Below are 18635 nucleotides of genomic sequence, written 5' to 3'. Positions count from 1 at the left end.
TTATTTTTAATTAGTCTAAATAAGTTTGATGCGAAAATAATAAGACATTGGTAATGTGAACGGACGGAAAATGGTAAAAAAAAGACGCGATAATACAACGGTTCAAGCGGTGGAGACAAGGCTTGACCATATACTCCTAACTGAATTATTGAGCAATCCGATGGAGAAGTATGAGGACAAGGATTATTCCTTTACATCCTATGGCCTTAGGGAAGAATTTGGTGCAGGGCAGGTTTTACAGGCTTCAATGGATGACGTTATGATTACCCTGAACTCTTTTGAACTGAAAGAAGATGTCCTCTTTAAAAGAAGGATTGCCGAGGACTTTATTCAGCTATCCTTTTTAATGGAAGGTGAAAAGGTGGTTAGCTTAAAAGGGAAGGAGTTTTTTTTGGAAAGCGGTGATTCCTATCTGGTTAATGTAAGACCGTTAGACAGTGAATTTAAAATTTTGGGTAATACCCCTTATAAGGAAATAAGAATTAGGTTTTCAAGTTCATTTCTGTCCAATCACGGATTTACGAAGGATTACAGGTTCAAGGAACTCGTGGATGACAATCTAGTTTTACCTATTACGGATAAAGTTATGTTGGTTCTGGATGCTTTGGTCAACTATAATTTTAATGAGGGCGCAGCCCGTATTTATTTAATGGCAAAAGTGTTGGAGCTACTGGCGCTTCAGATATCTTACTACAAGTCGGGCGTTTTTACCCGTGTTTCTTCGAAAGGACACCAGAACCTCAAAAAATTATCCCACGTGAAGAAAATGATTGGTGATAATTTACATTTGAATTTATCCCTTTCCGCACTTTCCAAGGAAATTGGAATGAATAAAACGAATTTGAATCGGGAATTCTTGCGTGTTTTTGGCATGACCATCCATCAATATAGTTTGGAGCGGAAAATGAAACAGGCCAAGTATCTACTTCTAAATACGGACATTCCAATCTATCAAATTGCAGAGGAAGTTGGTTACAAAAACGCAACACACTTTTCAGCTGCATTCAAAAGGGAAATAGGAAAGACCCCAAAAAAATTCAGGGTTAATGGCTAGTTTAGTGGGGAAATTAGCATTGATTTATTGGTCCAAAGAATTTATGGTCTGTCTCAGTTGTGTCAAATCCGTCAGCAACTTTTCCATTAATTTCAAGTCGAGCATATTGGCACCGTCACTTTTGGCATTGGTGCAATCAAAATGAGTCTCAATAAAAAGTCCGTCCACTCCAGCTGCAATTCCAGCACGCGCCATAGTGCCTATTAAAGCCGGCCTTCCACCGGTAACTCCTGAGGATTGATTCGGTTGTTGTAGCGAATGTGTAACATCTAAAACTACGGGGGCATATTGTTTCATTGTGGGCACCCCCCTAAAGTCGACAATCATGTCTTGATATCCGAACATGGTTCCCCGATCAGTAATAATGGCCTGTGGATTCCCGGTTTCCGTTACTTTGTTAACGGCATGTTTCATACTTTCAGGACTCATGAATTGCCCTTTTTTTATATTGACCGTTTTTCCGGTTTCCGCTGCAGCCACGACCAAATCTGTTTGTCTGGCCAAAAAGGCCGGTATTTGTAAAACGTCTACATATTCTGCAGCCATGGTGGCATCTTGTTCCGTATGGATATCGGTTATGGTGGGTATTCCAAAAGTTTCGGATACTTTTCTAAGAATTTTCAGGGCCTTTTCATCCCCAATTCCGGTAAAGGAATCCAAGCGACTTCGATTGGCCTTTTTAAAACTACCCTTGAAAACATAGGGTATTTTCAATTGCTCTGAAAGCGAAACGATATGCTCCGCTATACGCATCGCCATTTCTTCACCCTCAATAGCACAAGGACCTGAAAGCAGAAAAAAATTATCGGAATCGGTATGTTTTATTTGGGGAATCTTGGTCAAGTCCATTTTATAAATTTTTCATAAAGATAGTATTATTCAATGGTATTGTTTTTAGTTTTAGTCGCAACAACCATCAATCAACATGAAAAAAATATTCTTTCTCCTCATTGTTTTTGTAGGCTTAGATGCACAGGCACAGATTAACGGGGTTACCGAAAAAGGCTTTGGGATCGTAAACCTGGAACGTCATCAATTTAAATTCGATTTACTGTCTCCTGGAATTTCCTATGAACTAGGGCTCTTTAAAAATGTGAGTGCTTCTGGCGGTTTGGGATTTGGTTATGCGACCTATGAAGAAGGGTATGCCGTTGGACTCACCTTGCATACAAGGGTGCGCTACTATCACAATTTTAACAGAAGAAAAAGGATGAATAAAAATGTCTCCGGTAATTCTGGAAATTACATTGCCGCGGCTCGCAGCATTTTTTTCTCTCAAGTACGTTTAGCGACCAATATAGACGGCCCCGATGATTTTAACCTAGGAGTTTATGGAGTCACCTACGGAATTCAAAGAACGTATGAAAATGGCTTTAACTTTAATGCGGAATTGGGTGCGGGCTATTATCGCGGTGACGGCGTTCCTTCCGGTTACGGACCGCTCATCAATTTTACATTTGGTTGGGTGGCTACAAATAGGAAGTCAAGGAAGCCGACTTTTGATTAGAGCATTATTTTTTTAATGAACATGCGTGGGGTTCTTGACGAGCTTTTCAAAAAATATATCTTAATGATAAGCTCACGGCAAGACTAGCCTTCAACGATACCTTGGAGCGAAACAACTCAATTTGGTGACCTTTTTATTGATGCTAGGGGCGGTAGTGATAGTAGACAGGTCGCATTCAGTATAACCTATGATTTTGGCAGTGAAGAGATTAAAAAAACCGGAAATAGAAAGACTGGATTGGAGGATGAAAATGATAGAATAGGAAATTGATTTTTAATTGAAATTGGTACGGAATTTGCTATAGAATCCTGACACAATTTTAATCCAAAATTCATCTATGAAAAAACACCTTTTTGCTTGTCTTTTTATTTCTTTTCTTTCACTTTCCGCCCAGTCCAACAAGAATGTTGAGGATGGGCTTTTTAGGATAAACGCCTTATCACCCGGTGTTTCCTATGAACTTGGCGCGGGTAAGAATAGCACTTTTAACTTTGAGGCATCGGTAATCCCCGTAACTCAGACTTACGCAGGTGGTGATTTTGATTGGGCCTTATTTCCTGTACTAGGGGCTGAATTTCGATATTTCACAAATATGGAAAGAAGAATTGCAAAAGAAAAAAATATTTCAGGCAACAGTGGAAATTATGTTTCATTTTTAAATCATGCGTTCATAACAGCTCCTATACTGGGTAATATTGAATACGATATACCTATTGCCTATTTAGGTGCCGTTATATATGGTTTTCAACGCACTTACCCAAAGGGCTTTTACTTTGGCATTGCAGGAGGTCCTGGTTTTTTCACCGGAGATTATAATCCCTCTGCTACTATTTATCTGGATGGTCGAATAGGTTGGGTAATTGGCAAAAAAAAAGAACTAAATTAAAATAAACATAAGATGAAAAACGCACTATCGTTCATCTTGCTTTTGAGTATCACTTCCTCTATTGCCCAACTTGACAATAATGTTGAAGATCATCAACTTCAATTAAGTCTACCAATGCCCGGAATACTTTATGAAAAGGGAATAGCAAAAAATGCCACGCTGAGCATGGAGGCAATTGCCGGGCTCAATTTAAGGGGATGTACCGGTTGCGAAACGCAATTTGGGGTCTATCCCATTATAAGAGGTCAATACAGGTATTACTATAACATGGATAGGAGGCTTGATAAAGGAAAGAATATTTCCGGTAATTCCGGCAACTATTTGGGAGGGCTGCTTTTGTACCAAGATGGTAATGCTCTAATTGGTAATTGGGATACAAACTCTGTACTTGCCATTGGTCCTGTATATGGCCTACAACGTACTTATAGGCGTGGATTCTTTTATCGTTTGGAAACTGGAGTCGCTTATTTTGAAGATGATTTTAATAGCGGGGTAACCTTGATTCTTGCGGCAAGGCTAGGTTGGATTATTCGAAAGAGAAGGTAAAATAAACCACTCAAAATCAATAAGATAAAAATAACATATGTTTAAGTGTAGCTAAAGAAAATAAAACTATCTTTGCGCGCTTAAAATAGACCTCATGTCCAACACAAAGAATATTGCAATAATTGCACACGTTGACCACGGTAAAACTACCTTGGTGGATAAAATAATGTATCACTGTAGCCTTTTTCGCGAAAACGAGAATACAGGCGACCTTATTCTGGATAATAACGATTTGGAACGGGAACGTGGTATTACCATTACCTCCAAAAATGTTTCTGTAGTGTATAAGGATACCAAAATCAATATCATAGATACTCCCGGTCACGCCGATTTTGGTGGGGAAGTAGAAAGGGTGTTGAACATGGCAGATGGGGTTTTGTTGTTGGTCGATGCTTTTGAAGGACCTATGCCGCAAACACGGTTTGTACTTCAAAAGGCCATTGATTTAGGATTAAAACCATGTGTGGTCATCAATAAGGTGGATAAAGAAAACTGCACACCAGAGGAAGTTCATGAGAAGGTCTTTGATTTAATGTTCGAGTTGGGTGCCGAAGAATGGCAATTAGATTTTCCAACGGTCTATGGTTCTGCAAAGAACAATTGGATGAGTGAGGATTGGCAAAATCAAACCGAGAATATTGAGCCTTTGTTGGATATGGTTATTGAACATGTACCTACTTTTGAACCGAAGGAGGGAAATACACAAATGTTGATTACTTCTTTGGATTTTTCCTCGTTTACAGGAAGAATTGCAATTGGAAGACTGCAACGTGGTACTTTAAAGGAAGGTCAGCCAATATCATTGGTCAAAAGAAACGGCAGTATAGTAAAATCCAAAATCAAGGAGCTTTTTGTATTCGAAGGCCTAGGCCGTAAGAAAGTGGACTCAGTAGAAGCTGGCGATATTTGTGCCTTGGTTGGTGTTGAAGGATTTGAAATCGGGGACACCGTAGCGGATTTTGAAAATCCTGAAGGATTAAAGACGATAGCCATTGACGAACCTACCATGAGTATGTTATTTACAATAAACGATAGTCCGTTTTTTGGGAAGGACGGTAAGTTTGTAACCTCTAGACATATTAAAGAACGTTTAGAACGTGAATTGGAAAAGAATTTGGCCTTACGTGTCAATGAAACCGATAGTGCCGATAAATTCTTGGTTTTTGGCCGTGGCGTATTACACCTTTCCGTATTAATTGAGACCATGAGGAGAGAAGGGTATGAATTACAGATTGGCCAGCCACAGGTTATTATCAAAGAGATCGATGGTGTAAAGTGCGAACCTATAGAGTTTTTAACCATCGATTTGCCAGAGGAGGTATCCGGAAAAGCTGTGGAAATGGTATCTATACGTAAAGGGGAGATGACCAGTATGGAAGCTAGAGGCGATAGAATGGTGTGCGAATTCCAAATTCCTTCCAGAGGAATTATAGGATTAAGAAATCAACTTTTGACTGCAACAGCTGGTGAGGCCATCATGGCACACCGATTTTTGGAGTACCAACCTATGAAAGGCGATATACCCCAACGTCAGAACGGTTCCTTAGTTTCCATGGAAATGGGTAAAGCTATTCCCTATTCCATAGATAAATTACAGGATAGAGGTAAGTTCTTCGTAGATCCAGGAGAGGATATTTATGAAGGCCAGGTTATTGGTGAAAACTCTAGGGGAGACGATATGACGGTAAACATTACCAAGACTAAAAAACTTTCGAATGTTCGTTCATCTGGTGCGGATGATAAGGCGAAAATAGTTCCGGCTATTAAATTTTCCTTGGAAGAGGCCTTGGAATATATCCAAAAGGACGAATATGTTGAGGTAACACCCAAACATTTACGCTTGCGTAAAATATACCTTACCGAAAATGATCGGAAACGTAACAAAATAGCTTAACAAAAAGCCTCGAATTATTCGGGGCTTTTTTATTATATGTCAGTTCATTTTCAATAATAATACTTTTATTAAAATTTGGACTAATCTGATCATCTCAGTAAAAAGTCAATTTCTGAAATGTTAATTTTTTTATAGGTTTTTTCTTATTTACGGATATAAACACGACTATTAATATCAGTTTCGTAATAATTTTTTCTTTACTTGTTTTGTTTAATCCTTCCTTATTTTTTTTTCTAATTTAAAGTTTCTTAAGTACGTAAACTAACAAACAACTTAACAAGGACTAAAATGCAATTGAAAGGAAAAAGAGTGCTCATTACTGGGGGTACAAGGGGAATTGGTAAATGCATGGTAAAAGAATTAATTAATGAGGGGGTTACTCACTTGGCCATTATTGCGAGGGATAAAAAAAGTTTAAAAGAACTGTCGGAGTCTTACCCTGAAGTTAAGTTTCTTCGTATCTCGGGCGATGTGGGAAATATCGACGTTCTTAGGGAGGCCGCAGCGCGGATAGAGGATAAATGGGGATATTTAGATGTGTTGATCAATAATGCCGGTATAGTTTCCGCCGGTCCTATGGAGGAATTGCCCGATGAAGAGATTTATGATCAAGTAGCCGTTAATTATACGGCAATATTATTATTGACCAAGTACTGTATTCCATTATTAAAGTCTTCGGAAGAAGGTTCGATTCTAAATATTTCTTCGGGACTTGGATTAATAGGAATGCCCTTCTATGCGGTGTATGGAAGTACCAAAGCCGCAATTCGTCAGTTTTCAGATTCCATGAGAAGGGAGCTGGCACCTTTTAACGTTTCGGTCACTTGTTCTTATCCCACTGCTACGGATACGGATATGATGCAAAAGTTTGAAGGTATGGAAATGGATTCGCCAGAGTTAGTTGCCAAACGTTCCCTTGAAGGCTTGATGAACAAAGAGCTTCATGTGGTTTTTGGAGGTGAAGAAAGGGAAAAAGATAGCAAGCTGAACTTTATGGAACCTAGCAAATATGACAATAAAGTTACTCAAATTTACGAGCAGTTTAAGGAATCAAGTGCAGGGCATAAGGCCATGTAGGAAACGGCACACTTATTTATAAAATTAAAAAAAAGAACCTAAACCTTTGGTGCTTTATGCAAACTTGCAGCTGCAGCTCCAATAATACCGGCCTGATTTCGTAATTCCGCAGGTATAACAGGAGTCTCTATTTTTATTTTTTTCTTGAATTCATCGAAGTCCTTGGAAGCACCGCCTCCAAGTATAATTAAATCCGGGGAAATGATAAGCTCTACGTATTCCAAGAAAGTATTAAATCGCTTTCCCCATTTTTTATAGGAAAGTCCTTCTCTGTCTTTGGCACTTCCTGCGGCCCAGAGCTCAATTTTCTTATATTTTTTATAGGGTATTTGCCCTAATTCAAAATTAGGAATCAGTTTGCCGTCAAGAAAAGCTCCGCTGCCCAATCCTGTTCCTATCGTAATCATAACAACAAATCCTTTTTTTCCTTTACCCACTCCATAATTCATGGTAGCATATCCCGCTGCATCGGCGTCGTTTATTACCGTAAAGTCCAAACCTGTTTTTTTCTCCAAAAGTTCCTCTACATTGACACCCAGCCAACTTGGGTCCAAATTACCTGGTGACTTGCAAACCCCTTTTTTTATAATGGTAGGGAAGCCGCAACCTACTTTGCCTTTGTAGTCGAAATGCTTTATTATTTCAGCAATTACATCCGACATGGCATCCGGTGTTCTGGGTTTTGGTGTGGGAATGCGAAATCTATCCGATAACATTTCACCCGTTTCCGAGTCTACCAATGCACCTTTTATACCAGAGCCACCAACATCAATACCAAGTAAAGTCATTTTGAAATTTTAAAAGAGATAACAAAGAAACAAAAAAGATTTCTTTCCATAAATTTTGTGTTTGGCTATCGCATGTAAGCTACACCTAGAAAGGGTAGAAAATAAAAAAAGGACCTAAGTCCTTTTCATGGAGAAATATAATTTTTATTACAGCATTTTTAAGCTTACAATGGTATTATATTCCATTTCATCTTCCTCTCCCATTTCCGAAGTAAAGGTGATACTGAATAATTTTCCGATTAGTGCTTCATCCATTAAATCATTAGCTTCGGAGGCTTCTTCGGTAATATCATGGAATTCATAGGATTCTCCATCTTCACTGGTGAAATAGTAAATACCGTCTTCATACCTATCATAGGTTCCAGTTACCTTTATTGTTTCCTGTGTTAAAACACTAGTTCCACTGGAGAATATCATAATAAGACTAATTAAGATTGCTTTCATTTTTAATATTTTAGTTTATTTTTCATTATTTTTTCGCGATTTCCTTTTCGTTGAATCAAGCTGGAAAAGCACCACAAATTAAATTAATTTTCTTGTATAAATTGCTTTTTTTTATAGTAATTTTTCTTTCTTCTATTCTGTTTTAAATAGTTGTTTTTCAGTAATGTATAACAATGAGTGATGTCCTCTTTCCTCAATGCTAAAAAACAACTTTTAAAAGTAAATTCAACTATTGAAATAAATGATAACAGGTTAGTTATTAAATTTTTTGACCTGCTTTGAAATGAAATTAAGTTTCTCTTAATTTTTAAGCTTTATCAAGATTGATTTAAATAAGTGCTGAAGTATTAGTTTGTTAAAAAATGCTCCTTAATTTAACGAAGAGAATAAAAGAAAAGGGACTGCAGTTGTAAAACTGTAATAGTATTCCTGTGCTCCCTTAATTGAATAAATATATCTTATTTTTAAATTTATTTTGATTTGAAATGAGGAACTAAGCCCAGTTTTATAGAGATATAAAGAAGAGTAAATTTTGAAATTGAGTAAATTAAGGATACGGTTTTATGTCGCATAAAAATGCAGAAGAACAGCGTTTGGCTGTGGAGGATAATTATAAGAATTGGAAGCGATGGGGACCTTATCTCGCAGAACGTCAGTGGGGAACGGTTAGGGAAGATTATAGTGTTGATGGACAGGCATGGAACTTTGTGAATCATGATAAAGCACGTAGTAATGCTTACAGGTGGGGTGAGGAAGGTATAGGGGGATTTTGTGATTCACGGGAAATTTTATGCTTGGCTCCAGCTTTTTGGAACGGCAAGGATACCATTTTGAAGGAGCGATTATTTGGGTTAACAAATAACGAAGGTAATCATGGTGAGGATGTAAAAGAATTGTATTTTCATCAGGTTTCCACACCTACACATTCCTATGCAAAATATCTTTATAAATATCCACAGAAAAAGTTTCCGTATTCCGACCTAGCAAAGAAAAATAAATCCCGAAGTCGGGAAGAGCCCGAGTATGAAATTTTAGACACCAAGGCTTTTAGGAACAATACATATTTTGATTGTTTTATTGAATATGCCAAAGCGGATGTCGGGGATATATTAATGAAAATCAGTGTTGTAAATAGAGCTTCTAAAAAGGCAACGATACATGTACTTCCCCATTTATGGTTTCGGAATTTCTGGAAGCACAACGCACGTTTTGAGAGACCAAATATGAAGGCTATTTCGGACGATTGTGTACAATCCAGAAGCATTAGGAATGGGCGTTATTACCTTTATCATCAAAAAGGCAAGCAACTGTTTTGTGAAAATGAGACCAATAACAAACGCATCTATAATGTGGATAATGAGGTATCCTATGTTAAGGATGGTATAAACGATCATGTAGTCAATGGGTTGGATACGGTGAATCCTGAAAAAAATGGTTCTAAGTTTGCCATTTGGCACAAGCTTACCCTAAAACCAGGCGAAGAAAAATCCATTAAAGTTCGATTGAGCAAAAAAAAATTAAAAAACCCTTGGTCAGAGTTTGATTCAATTTTCAATAATCGTACTAGGGAATGTGAAGAATTTTACAACGATATTCTTTCTAAAAAAAACCTCCCAAAAGCCCATAAAGACATTGCGGAAAAGGCTTTTTCAGGTTTACTTTGGACCAAGCAATTCTATTATTACGATGTTTATAAATGGCTTTTTGGAGGTACAGGTGAGCCTAGACCATATAGGGAGGATGCACGGAATTTCAATTGGCAACATTTAACCAATCGGCATGTGATTTCTATGCCGGATAAGTGGGAGTATCCTTGGTATGCCGCCTGGGACCTTGCTTTTCATATGGCCTCATTTGTGGAAGTGGACCCTTATTTTGCCAAAGAACAATTATTGTTGATGTTGAAGGAAAGCTATATGCACCCCAATGGTCAAATTCCTGCGTATGAGTGGAATTTTAGTGATGTTAATCCTCCAGTTCATTCATGGGCTGTTTGGAATGTTTATGAAAAGGACAAAAAGCATAAGGGCCTAGGGGATACTGAATTTTTGGAGAAGGCTTTCCAAAAGTTGTTAATAAATTTTACGTGGTGGGTCAATCAAAAAGATAAAAACGGAATCAATCTATTTGAAGGTGGATTCCTAGGTTTGGATAATATTGGTGTCTTTGACCGTAATCACATGCCTCCAGGAATTACCAGAATGCAGCAAGCAGATGCGACTAGCTGGATGGCTATGTTTACATTGAATATGCTGCGTATGAGCTTAGAGCTATCTAAGGAAAATAAATCCTATGAAGATTTGGTTGCAAAATTTTTCAGGCACTTTTTAAACATTGCCTGGGCTATGCATCATATTGGGAAAAAGGATATTTCCTTATGGGACGATGAGGACAATTTCTACTACGATGTAGTAGAGATGGATAGTGGTATGACCAATCGATTAAAGGTAAGGTCTTTAGTAGGGATTATTCCATTGTTTGCTGTAGAGGTAATCCATAAGGACCTTTTCGAGGAATTAAAGGAATTTAGGAGAAGAGCGGCAGATATTGTAAGGACAAGACCGGATTTGGCATCACTTATTTCCAATATTGAGGAAACCAATGAGGACGGTAACTATCTATTCTCCATTATGCGAGGCTTTAGGCTTGAGCGTTTGTTAAGACGCATGTTAGATGAGGACGAGTTTCTTTCAGAATACGGTATTCGTTCATTATCTAAGTATCATGAGGAACATCCATTTGTTTTTAAACACCATGGGCATCATCAAATCCAATATGAATCTGGAGAAAGTCGTTCCAATATGTTCGGGGGCAATTCCAATTGGAGAGGGCCCATTTGGTTGCCTTTGAACTACATGATTATTCAGTCCCTTCGTAAATATTATTTGTTCTACGGTGATGAATATCAATATGAATTTCCATTTGGTTCGGGTAAAAAGCTCAATTTAAAACAAATCGCCAATGAGTTGAGTAAACGCTTATTAAAACTCTTCGAGCGCAATGAAGATGGTAAATTCCAATACCACTCAGAAGATGAAAGCAAGTTTTACAGCCAAGATGCCCATTTTAAGGACCAACATCTATTTTATGAATTTTTCGATGGGGATCATGGAAAAGGTTTGGGAGCATCGCACCAAACCGGTTGGACCGCACTGATCGCTAATTTAATTATGGAAATGGATTAGGTTTTATCTTCTTCTTGTCTTGATATTTATCTCTAAGCTAAATGAATTTTCATTTTTTTAGTTAAAATACGGTTCAATGTTTCCGAAATGAATTACCTATGCAGGCCTTTTCAAAATTCATTATTTCGGTTAAGAAAATCTTTGAAATAAGCTTATATTCAATGAATTAATTCAAGGTGGGTATGAATCTTAAGGATGGTGTAAAAACTTCGGAAAACAAGGTTTCTTCAGAGACACGAAAATTGAGTTCCTTTGTTCGTGATAGATCTAATTCATTATTGGATCGCTTGGAGTCCTACGAGGATATCATTAGTTTAGAAGTCGGTGATACCGGGTTGAGTAGAGCCAAAGCATTGGAAAGGGAATTTGACCTTAGACAATTGTTTATTAAATACGAAGGGGATAATCCTACAGGTACGCAAAAAGATAGAATTGCCTTTGCGCAACTCTATGATGCATTAAGAAGGGAATATGATGTTGTTTCTCTTGCTACCTGTGGCAATTATGGTGTTGCCATGGCTTTGGCGGCTGAGTTGGCAGGAATTAAATGTAGGATTTATATACCGGAATCTTATCATACGGAGCGTATTTTAGAAATGGAACAATTAAATGCGGAAATAATAAGATTGCCAGGAAGTTATGAACATGTAGTTACCCAAAGTTCCAAATTGGCGGAAGAACATGGTTGGTACGATGCCAACCCTGGTGGTACTAACACATCATTACAGATTTCTGCCTATTCACAAATTGCCTTGGAAATTTTCGAAGACTTGGGAGATGCCCCGAAATATTGTGCGGTCCCAGTTTCTAATGGGACGCTTTTCGCTGGAATTTATAGAGGATTTGTAAACTTATATAAAAGGGGTAAAACCTCTAGAATACCCAAAATGATTGCGGCATCCTCTTCTCATAAAAACCCAATAGTACAATCATTTTTATTGGGGTTGGATTATTGTAAGGACTTGAAACCAGAGAATATTAAGGAGACCAAATTCAATGAACCATTGGTCAATTGGCATAGTTTTGATGGGGAAGAGGCACTGTACGCACTAAAGGAATCGGAAGGTGAAGCTTTCAATATAAGTGACAAAAAGTTGCGTGATATGACCACTTTATTACATAAAAAGGAAGGTTTTAGAATTCTACCCGCTGCTACGGCCGGTTTAATCGCCTTATTGCAACTGGATGAAAAATTAAATTTTGAGCCGGACCGATTTGTGGCCGTGCTAACCGCAAAACATTAATTAAAATGAAAAAAGTTATAGATGGTAGGGCATTGGTATATTGCGAAGGTGCCTTTAATACCCCTAACGGTAAAACAGCACATGGTCTTGTCCGTTTTACGGAGAGATACGAGATATTGGGTGTTTTGGATTCAAAACATGCAGGCCAAGATGCAGGTCTTGTTCTAGATGGAAAACCTAATGGCATTCCAATTTTTGAAGATTTAGAAGCGGCCATATCTAACTTAAATCAAAGTCCAGAATATTTGGTGATTGGTCTGGCCCCCGATGGAGGTCGATTACCGGTTGAGGCGAAAAGTAGCATAAAGAAAGCTTTGGAACTAGGATTGAACATAGATAGTGGTCTTCACGATTTTTTGACCAATGATGAAATGTTAGTCAACATCGCAAATGAAAAAGGTTTGCAAATAAGGGATATTAGGAAAACCCCAGATCGTGATACGTTGCATTTTTTTACAGGGGATATTGAAAAGGTCGATTGTTTAAAACTTGCTGTTTTGGGAACCGACTCCGCTTTGGGCAAAAGAACCACGGCATGGCTAATTGTCCATGCACTAAGAAAAGTTGGAAAAAGGGCTGAAATGATTGGGACCGGGCAAACTGCTTGGATGCAAGGAGCAAAATATAGTATGGTCATGGACAGTTGTATTAACGACTTTGTTTCTGGAGAGATAGAGCATGCCGTGGTAAGCGCCTGGAAGAACGAAAACCCGGACGTTATTGTCATAGAAGGACAAGGAAGTTTAATGAACCCTGCATATCCCGGAGGTTTTGAAATTTTGGCTGCGGGTAGACCCGATTATGTGATACTTCAGCATGCACCCAAAAGACTGGAATATGACGGCTTTCCCGGGTATCGGTTACATTCATTAAAAGAACAGATAAACGCTATTGAAGTTATTTCTGGAAAGGAGGTAATTGCCATTACCGTTAACCACGAAGGGATGACCAAGGAGGAAATTCCGGAAACATGTAAACAAATAACATTGGAGACCAAATTACCTGCTTACGACGTTTTGGAATACGGAGCTAAAGAACTTGTAAATTTATTAAAGGAAAAGATTGGATGAGGATAACGAAAGTTACTTATGAGCGATTAGATCTAAAGCTTTCCGTTCCTTATACAATAGCTTATGAAACCATCGATAGAACAACAAATTTTATCCTCAAGATTGAGACTGATGGTAAATGGGTCGGTTATGGCTGTGCAGCTCCCGATAAGATAGTAACCGGTGAATCTCCTGATGAAGTAGAAAAGGCAATCAAAAATAAAATTATCCCATTTTTGATCGGTAAGGATCCATTCACCTATGCATTGTTGCTGACGGAATTAAAATTGCTTTTAGAAAAGAAATGCTCTTCCTTGGCCATGGTAGACCTGGCTTTATTTGATTTGGTATCCAAAAAGGCAGAGGCGCCTCTTTATAAGTTTTTAGGGGGCTATCAAAAAAGTATTCCAACGAGTATCACCATAGGTATTTTAGGTTTGGAAGAAACCTTAAAACATGCCAAGGAATATGTCGATCAGGGATTCTCTATTTTAAAAATTAAGGGAGGTAGTAATTTGGAGGAGGATATAGTGAAAATGAAAAAGCTTCATGAAATCTATCCCAATATTATATGGCGTTTCGACGGCAACCAAGGGTACTCCGTTGTGGATTCTATTGCTTTTGTAAAGGCTACCGCAGCTATGGGTATCCAAATTTTTGAACAGCCTACCAAGATGGAAGCTGAAGAGCGTCTAGGAGAGGTTACCAGCCAGGTGGCCATTCCCGTTATGGCGGATGAAAGCCTTAAAACGCTTACCGATGTGTTCAGACTTGCACAGAATGAGCGCGTGGATATGATCAACATTAAATTACAAAAAGTAGGTGGCATTATGCCGGGAATGCATATCAACTCAGTGGCGAAGTCGGCAAGTTTAGAAACGATGGTGGGATGCATAGATGAATGTGGGCTGGGCATTGCAGCTGGTTTACATTTTGCATTGTCAAGACCCAATATACTTTATGCGGATTTAGATGGGCACTTAGATTTGATAGATGATCCTTTCAGCAAAATCTTCAGACTGGAAAATGGAGTTCTATTTCCTACTGAAAAATATGGCTTGGGATATTCGGAATAACAAAGAAGGATTACACTGCTTTCTGTACTACTTCAAATACCTTATTGGCATCGCACTTAATCGTTTTTGAAGGATATTTTAATATAAGGGCATAGTCATGTGTCGCCATAAGAATAGTTCGGCCAGATTTGTTTATTTCTTGCAAAACTTTCATGACCTCTACACTTGTTTGTGGGTCAAGGTTTCCTGTTGGCTCATCGGCCAGTATAAGTTCAGGATCGTTCAATAAAGCCCTTGCAATGGCAATACGCTGTTGCTCACCACCGGAAAGCTCGTGGGGAAACTTGAAACCTTTTGTTTTCATACCCACTTTTTCCAATACTTCCACAACTTGGGCGTCCATTTTAGCCTGGTCCTTCCAACCTGTAGCCTTCAATACAAAAAGCATATTTTGATTAATATTTCTATCGGGTAGTAGTTTAAAATCTTGGAAGACAATACCTAATTTCCGTCTTAGGAAGGGAATGTCTTTCTCTTTCAAGGTCTTCAGGTTAAAATCAACAATCTGGCCCTCACCTTTTTGTAATGGGAGATCACCATACAAGGTTTTCATAAAGCTACTTTTGCCACTACCTGTCTTACCAATGAGATATACGAATTCTCCCTTGGTAACTTCAATATTTACTTCGCTGAGTACCAAACTCTACTTCTGAAAAATAGATACATCCCTTAACTCTAATACCGTCTCTTCCATAAATACTTTGTTAATATAAAAGTAATAAGTTCCAATCGATAACGGCGAACCCTTTTTCAAATTCTTTTCTTTTGTAAACACTATTCACATACTTAGGTACAATATTTGTCGTTATCCTTTGTAATACTACGGTAATTCAAAATAGTAAGAGAACACTATGCTCAAAAAAATCACCGCTTTTTTTCCATTCTTAATGGGAATCATTTGGGTTGCTAATGCCCAGGAATCTAAAATTTATACCCACGAAAATAAAGACTTTCAGGATGCGCTTGCTTTATATAACAACGAACAGTTCCAAGCGGCCCAAACCATTTTCGAAAAGGTAAAGTCCACTACAAAAGATGAGGAAATTGCAGCCAATAGTGCCTACTATGTGGCAAATTCAGCTGTAAGGTTAAATCAGCAAGGTGCTGACCGGTTAATGGAAGAATTCGTTGATAAATATCCTACGTCTACAAAAAGGAATTCTGCATTTGCGGACGTGGCCGATTATTATTTTGAAACAGGGAAATATCCATATGCCCTTAAGTGGTATAATAAGGTAGACCAAAGTGCACTTTCTCGTGGAGAAATGGATAAGTTCAACTTCAATTATGGCTACTCGCTATTTTCTTCCCGTAAGCCGCAGGAGGCGGAGCGCTATTTGGAAAAAGTTACTACCTCTCCCGTATACGGCTCTCAGGCTAAGTATTATTTGGGGTATATTTCCTATCAACAGGACGACTACGAAGAAGCAAATGAACGATTTGACCAAATTACGGATCAAAATGTACTCGAGGAGAAGCTAAGTTACTATCAAGCTGATATGAACTTTAAGCTTGGTAAGTTCGAGGAAGCTATTGCCTTGGCTAAAAAACAGCTTCCAAAATCCGATAGGACCGAGGTATCCGAATTAAACAAGATAATCGGTGAGAGTTACTTTAATTTGGAACAGTACGAAAATGCAATTCCCTATTTAAAGGAATATCGCGGTAAACGTGGAAAGTGGAGCAATACCGACTATTATTTATTGGGTTATTGCTACTACAAACAAGGTGAATATGCCAATGCCATAGATCAGTTTAATAAAATTATAGGGGGTACAAATAGTGTTTCCCAAAATGCCTATTATCATTTGGCAGAATGTTACTTGAAGCAGGATAAGAAACAAGAAGCTTTAAATGCCTTTAGAAATGCTTCGCAAATGGATTTTAAACCAGAAATTCAAAAAGATGCTTTTTTGAATTATGCAAGATTGAGCTATGAAGTTGGGAATGCCTATGAACCTGTGCCTCAGGTAATCACGAATTATTTGGAAACGTATCCCAATGATGAACATAAAGAGGAAATGCAAACCTTGTTGGTAGACTCCTACATCACTTCCAAAAATTTTGCGGGTGCCATGGAGCTTTTGGAAAACAACCAAAATTATGCAAGCAAGGAAACCTATCAAAAAGTGACTTATTATAGAGGTATTGAACTCTTTATGGAAGGAGATTATGGTTCGGCTTCTGAAGTTTTAGGTAAATCTTTGGGGAGTGCAGTAAACGATCTTTTCAGGGCCAGGGCCAATTATTGGAAAGCCGAGGCGGATTACCTACTGAATAGGTTCGATGATGCAGTGGCCGGCTTTACTTCATTTAAACAGAATTCAGCTTCTAATGGTGTCCTTGAAGGTAAGGATGTAGATTACGATTTGGCCTATGCTTACTTTAAACAAAAGGACTATGGTAATGCCATTACTTATTTCAAAGCTTTCACGGATTCCCAAAAGAATAATGTTGAAAAATTGCATGATGGTTATCTAAGATTGGGCGATAGTTATTTCGCCACCAGTAAATATTGGCCGGCCATAGAAACATATAATGAAGCGTTGGCCCTTACTGGACCTGAGAAGGACTATGCTTCTTATCAAAAAGCAATGAGTTATGGTTTCGTAGATAGGACGGAGAGCAAGATTGAAAATCTGGAAAACTTTGTAGTGCAATACGCCAGGTCAACTTTTAAGGATGATGCACTCTTTGAATTAGGAAACACCTATGTGTCAGCAGGACAAGAAAACAAGGGTTTACAAGCATATGATAGGCTGATTGGTGAATATAGAGGTAGTTCGTTGGTTCCTCAGGCTTTAATGAGACAAGGATTGGTATTTTATAATTCTAGCAGAAACAATGAGGCACTGGCTAAATTTAAAACGGTGGTTAGGGATTTCCCGAACACCCAGGAGGCCATACAAGCAGTTGCAACCGCCAAACTGGTCTATGTGGATTTAGGTAGGGTGGATGAATATGCCAGTTGGGTCAATGGTTTGGATTTTGTGGAGGTAACCGATGCCGAATTGGATAATGCAACTTTTGATTCTGCCCAAAAACAGAATATAGAAGGTAAGACCGATGCTGCCATACGAGGCTATCAAAAATATATAGAGGAGTTTCCAAACGGACTACGTGCTTTGGATGCCAACTTCAGCTTAGCACAACTTTATTTTGGTAAAGGTGACAAGGAAGCCGCATTACCATATTATAAATATGTGGCCGATAAAACTACCAGTGAATATGCTGAACAGGCATTAACAAGGGTTTGCGAGGTCTATATAGGAAAACAAGACTATGAAACAGCCTTGCCATATCTTCTTAAGTTGGAAGATCAGGCCAATATTCAACAAAATAGGACTTTTGCCCAATCCAATTTGATGAAAGGATATTATGAACAAAAAAACTATTCCAAAACCTTGGAATATGCGGACAAGGTTTTAAGTACATCAAGTATCGATGACCGTATAAAAAGTGATGCTCAAATTATGATTGCGAGATCGGCCATTGCTACTGGAGACGAATCAAAGGCCAAATCGGCCTATACCCAAGTATTGACGATCGCATCTGGAGGTACAGCTGCCGAGGCTCTTTATTATGATGCCTATTTTAAAAACCAGGAAGGAGACTATGAGTCTTCCAATATTTCGGTTCAAAAGCTGGCTAAGGATTATGCAACCTATAAAGAATGGGGAGGTAAGGGTCTCGTCCTAATGGCTAAAAACTTTTATGCCTTGGGGGACTCCTATCAGGCGACCTATATATTGGAAAGTGTTATTTCAAATTTTGCCCAATTTCCTGAGATAGTTGCTGATGCAAAAGCCGAATTGGCGATTATAAAATCCAAGGAATCCCAAAGTAATTCTTCCGTGGATCCAAATCGAGATTAAAGTACCATAG

General features: G+C 38.3%; 15 protein-coding genes. 11 read left to right on the top strand and 4 right to left on the bottom strand.

Going from position 1 to position 18635, the window contains the following annotated elements:
• The first annotated feature begins 70 nt into the window (after positions 1-70).
• Complete coding sequence (locus tag PP182_RS00385) at positions 71-1054, top strand: helix-turn-helix domain-containing protein (protein WP_272649349.1); 984 nt, start codon at positions 71-73, stop codon at positions 1052-1054.
• A gap of 24 nt (positions 1055-1078) precedes the next feature.
• Here the strand turns inward: PP182_RS00385 and kdsA are convergent, their stop codons facing one another.
• A complete protein-coding gene (gene kdsA / locus PP182_RS00380; RefSeq protein WP_272649348.1) occupies positions 1079-1903 on the bottom strand; it encodes a 3-deoxy-8-phosphooctulonate synthase in 825 nt (274 codons plus the stop codon).
• A 76-nt stretch (positions 1904-1979) separates the two neighbouring features.
• Here kdsA and PP182_RS00375 point away from each other — a divergent pair, with 76 nt between their 5' ends.
• The 5 genes from PP182_RS00375 to PP182_RS00355 all read left to right on the top strand — a co-directional run bounded on the left by PP182_RS00375 (position 1980) and on the right by PP182_RS00355 (position 6964).
• On the top strand, positions 1980-2561 hold the full coding sequence (locus PP182_RS00375; RefSeq protein WP_272649347.1) for a hypothetical protein: 582 nt from the start codon (positions 1980-1982) through the stop codon (positions 2559-2561).
• A 337-nt stretch (positions 2562-2898) separates the two neighbouring features.
• Positions 2899-3447 (top strand): hypothetical protein, encoded by a 549-nt coding sequence (locus tag PP182_RS00370; RefSeq protein WP_272649346.1) that lies wholly within the window; start codon positions 2899-2901, stop codon positions 3445-3447.
• Positions 3448-3459: 12 nt separating this feature from the next.
• Entirely contained in the window at positions 3460-3993 is a 534-nt protein-coding gene (locus tag PP182_RS00365; RefSeq protein WP_272649345.1) for a hypothetical protein, read from the top strand.
• A 94-nt stretch (positions 3994-4087) separates the two neighbouring features.
• Positions 4088-5887, top strand: a complete 1800-nt coding sequence (typA, locus tag PP182_RS00360) for a translational GTPase TypA (RefSeq protein WP_272649344.1) — start codon at positions 4088-4090, stop codon at positions 5885-5887.
• A gap of 288 nt (positions 5888-6175) precedes the next feature.
• The gene (locus tag PP182_RS00355) at positions 6176-6964 is read left to right on the top strand and encodes an SDR family NAD(P)-dependent oxidoreductase (RefSeq protein ID WP_272649343.1); all 789 of its coding nucleotides are present in this window, start codon (positions 6176-6178) and stop codon (positions 6962-6964) included.
• Positions 6965-7002: 38 nt separating this feature from the next.
• On the opposite strand, the gene ppgK is transcribed toward PP182_RS00355, so the two are convergent.
• Together ppgK and PP182_RS00345 are read right to left on the bottom strand one after the other, a co-directional pair.
• Positions 7003-7752, bottom strand: a complete 750-nt coding sequence (gene ppgK / locus PP182_RS00350; protein WP_272649342.1) for a polyphosphate--glucose phosphotransferase — start codon at positions 7750-7752, stop codon at positions 7003-7005.
• A gap of 147 nt (positions 7753-7899) precedes the next feature.
• Positions 7900-8196: a hypothetical protein gene (locus PP182_RS00345; protein WP_272649341.1), complete on the bottom strand. Its 297-nt coding sequence runs from the start codon at positions 8194-8196 to the stop codon at positions 7900-7902.
• Between the two features lie 563 nt (positions 8197-8759).
• Here PP182_RS00345 and PP182_RS00340 point away from each other — a divergent pair.
• The 4 genes from PP182_RS00340 (at position 8760) to PP182_RS00325 (ending at position 14750) form a co-directional block, all read left to right on the top strand.
• Positions 8760-11381 (top strand): MGH1-like glycoside hydrolase domain-containing protein, encoded by a 2622-nt coding sequence (locus PP182_RS00340; protein WP_272649340.1) that lies wholly within the window; start codon positions 8760-8762, stop codon positions 11379-11381.
• Positions 11382-11563: 182 nt separating this feature from the next.
• Entirely contained in the window at positions 11564-12625 is a 1062-nt protein-coding gene (locus tag PP182_RS00335; RefSeq protein WP_272649339.1) for a pyridoxal-phosphate dependent enzyme, read from the top strand.
• 5 nt (positions 12626-12630) lie between these two features.
• Positions 12631-13695, top strand: coding sequence for a DUF1611 domain-containing protein (locus tag PP182_RS00330; RefSeq protein WP_272649338.1), 1065 nt, complete (start codon positions 12631-12633; stop codon positions 13693-13695).
• Positions 13692-14750 (top strand): mandelate racemase/muconate lactonizing enzyme family protein, encoded by a 1059-nt coding sequence (locus tag PP182_RS00325; protein WP_272649337.1) that lies wholly within the window; start codon positions 13692-13694, stop codon positions 14748-14750. The genes PP182_RS00330 and PP182_RS00325 overlap by 4 nt, the downstream gene beginning before the upstream one ends.
• A 10-nt stretch (positions 14751-14760) precedes the next feature.
• Here PP182_RS00325 and PP182_RS00320 read toward each other — a convergent pair whose 3' ends face one another.
• The gene (locus PP182_RS00320) at positions 14761-15390 is read right to left on the bottom strand and encodes a cell division ATP-binding protein FtsE (RefSeq protein WP_272649336.1); all 630 of its coding nucleotides are present in this window, start codon (positions 15388-15390) and stop codon (positions 14761-14763) included.
• Positions 15391-15601: 211 nt separating this feature from the next.
• Between PP182_RS00320 and PP182_RS00315 the strand changes: the two genes are divergently transcribed.
• Positions 15602-18625 (top strand): tetratricopeptide repeat protein, encoded by a 3024-nt coding sequence (locus tag PP182_RS00315; protein WP_272649335.1) that lies wholly within the window; start codon positions 15602-15604, stop codon positions 18623-18625.
• The last annotated feature ends 10 nt before the right edge of the window (positions 18626-18635 follow it).

The organism is Maribacter sp. PR1 (assembly GCF_028464145.1).
GTDB lineage: Bacteria > Bacteroidota > Bacteroidia > Flavobacteriales > Flavobacteriaceae > Maribacter.
The sequence above is the reverse complement of the archived record's forward strand: the minus strand, read 5'-3'. Positions and strand labels throughout refer to the sequence as shown.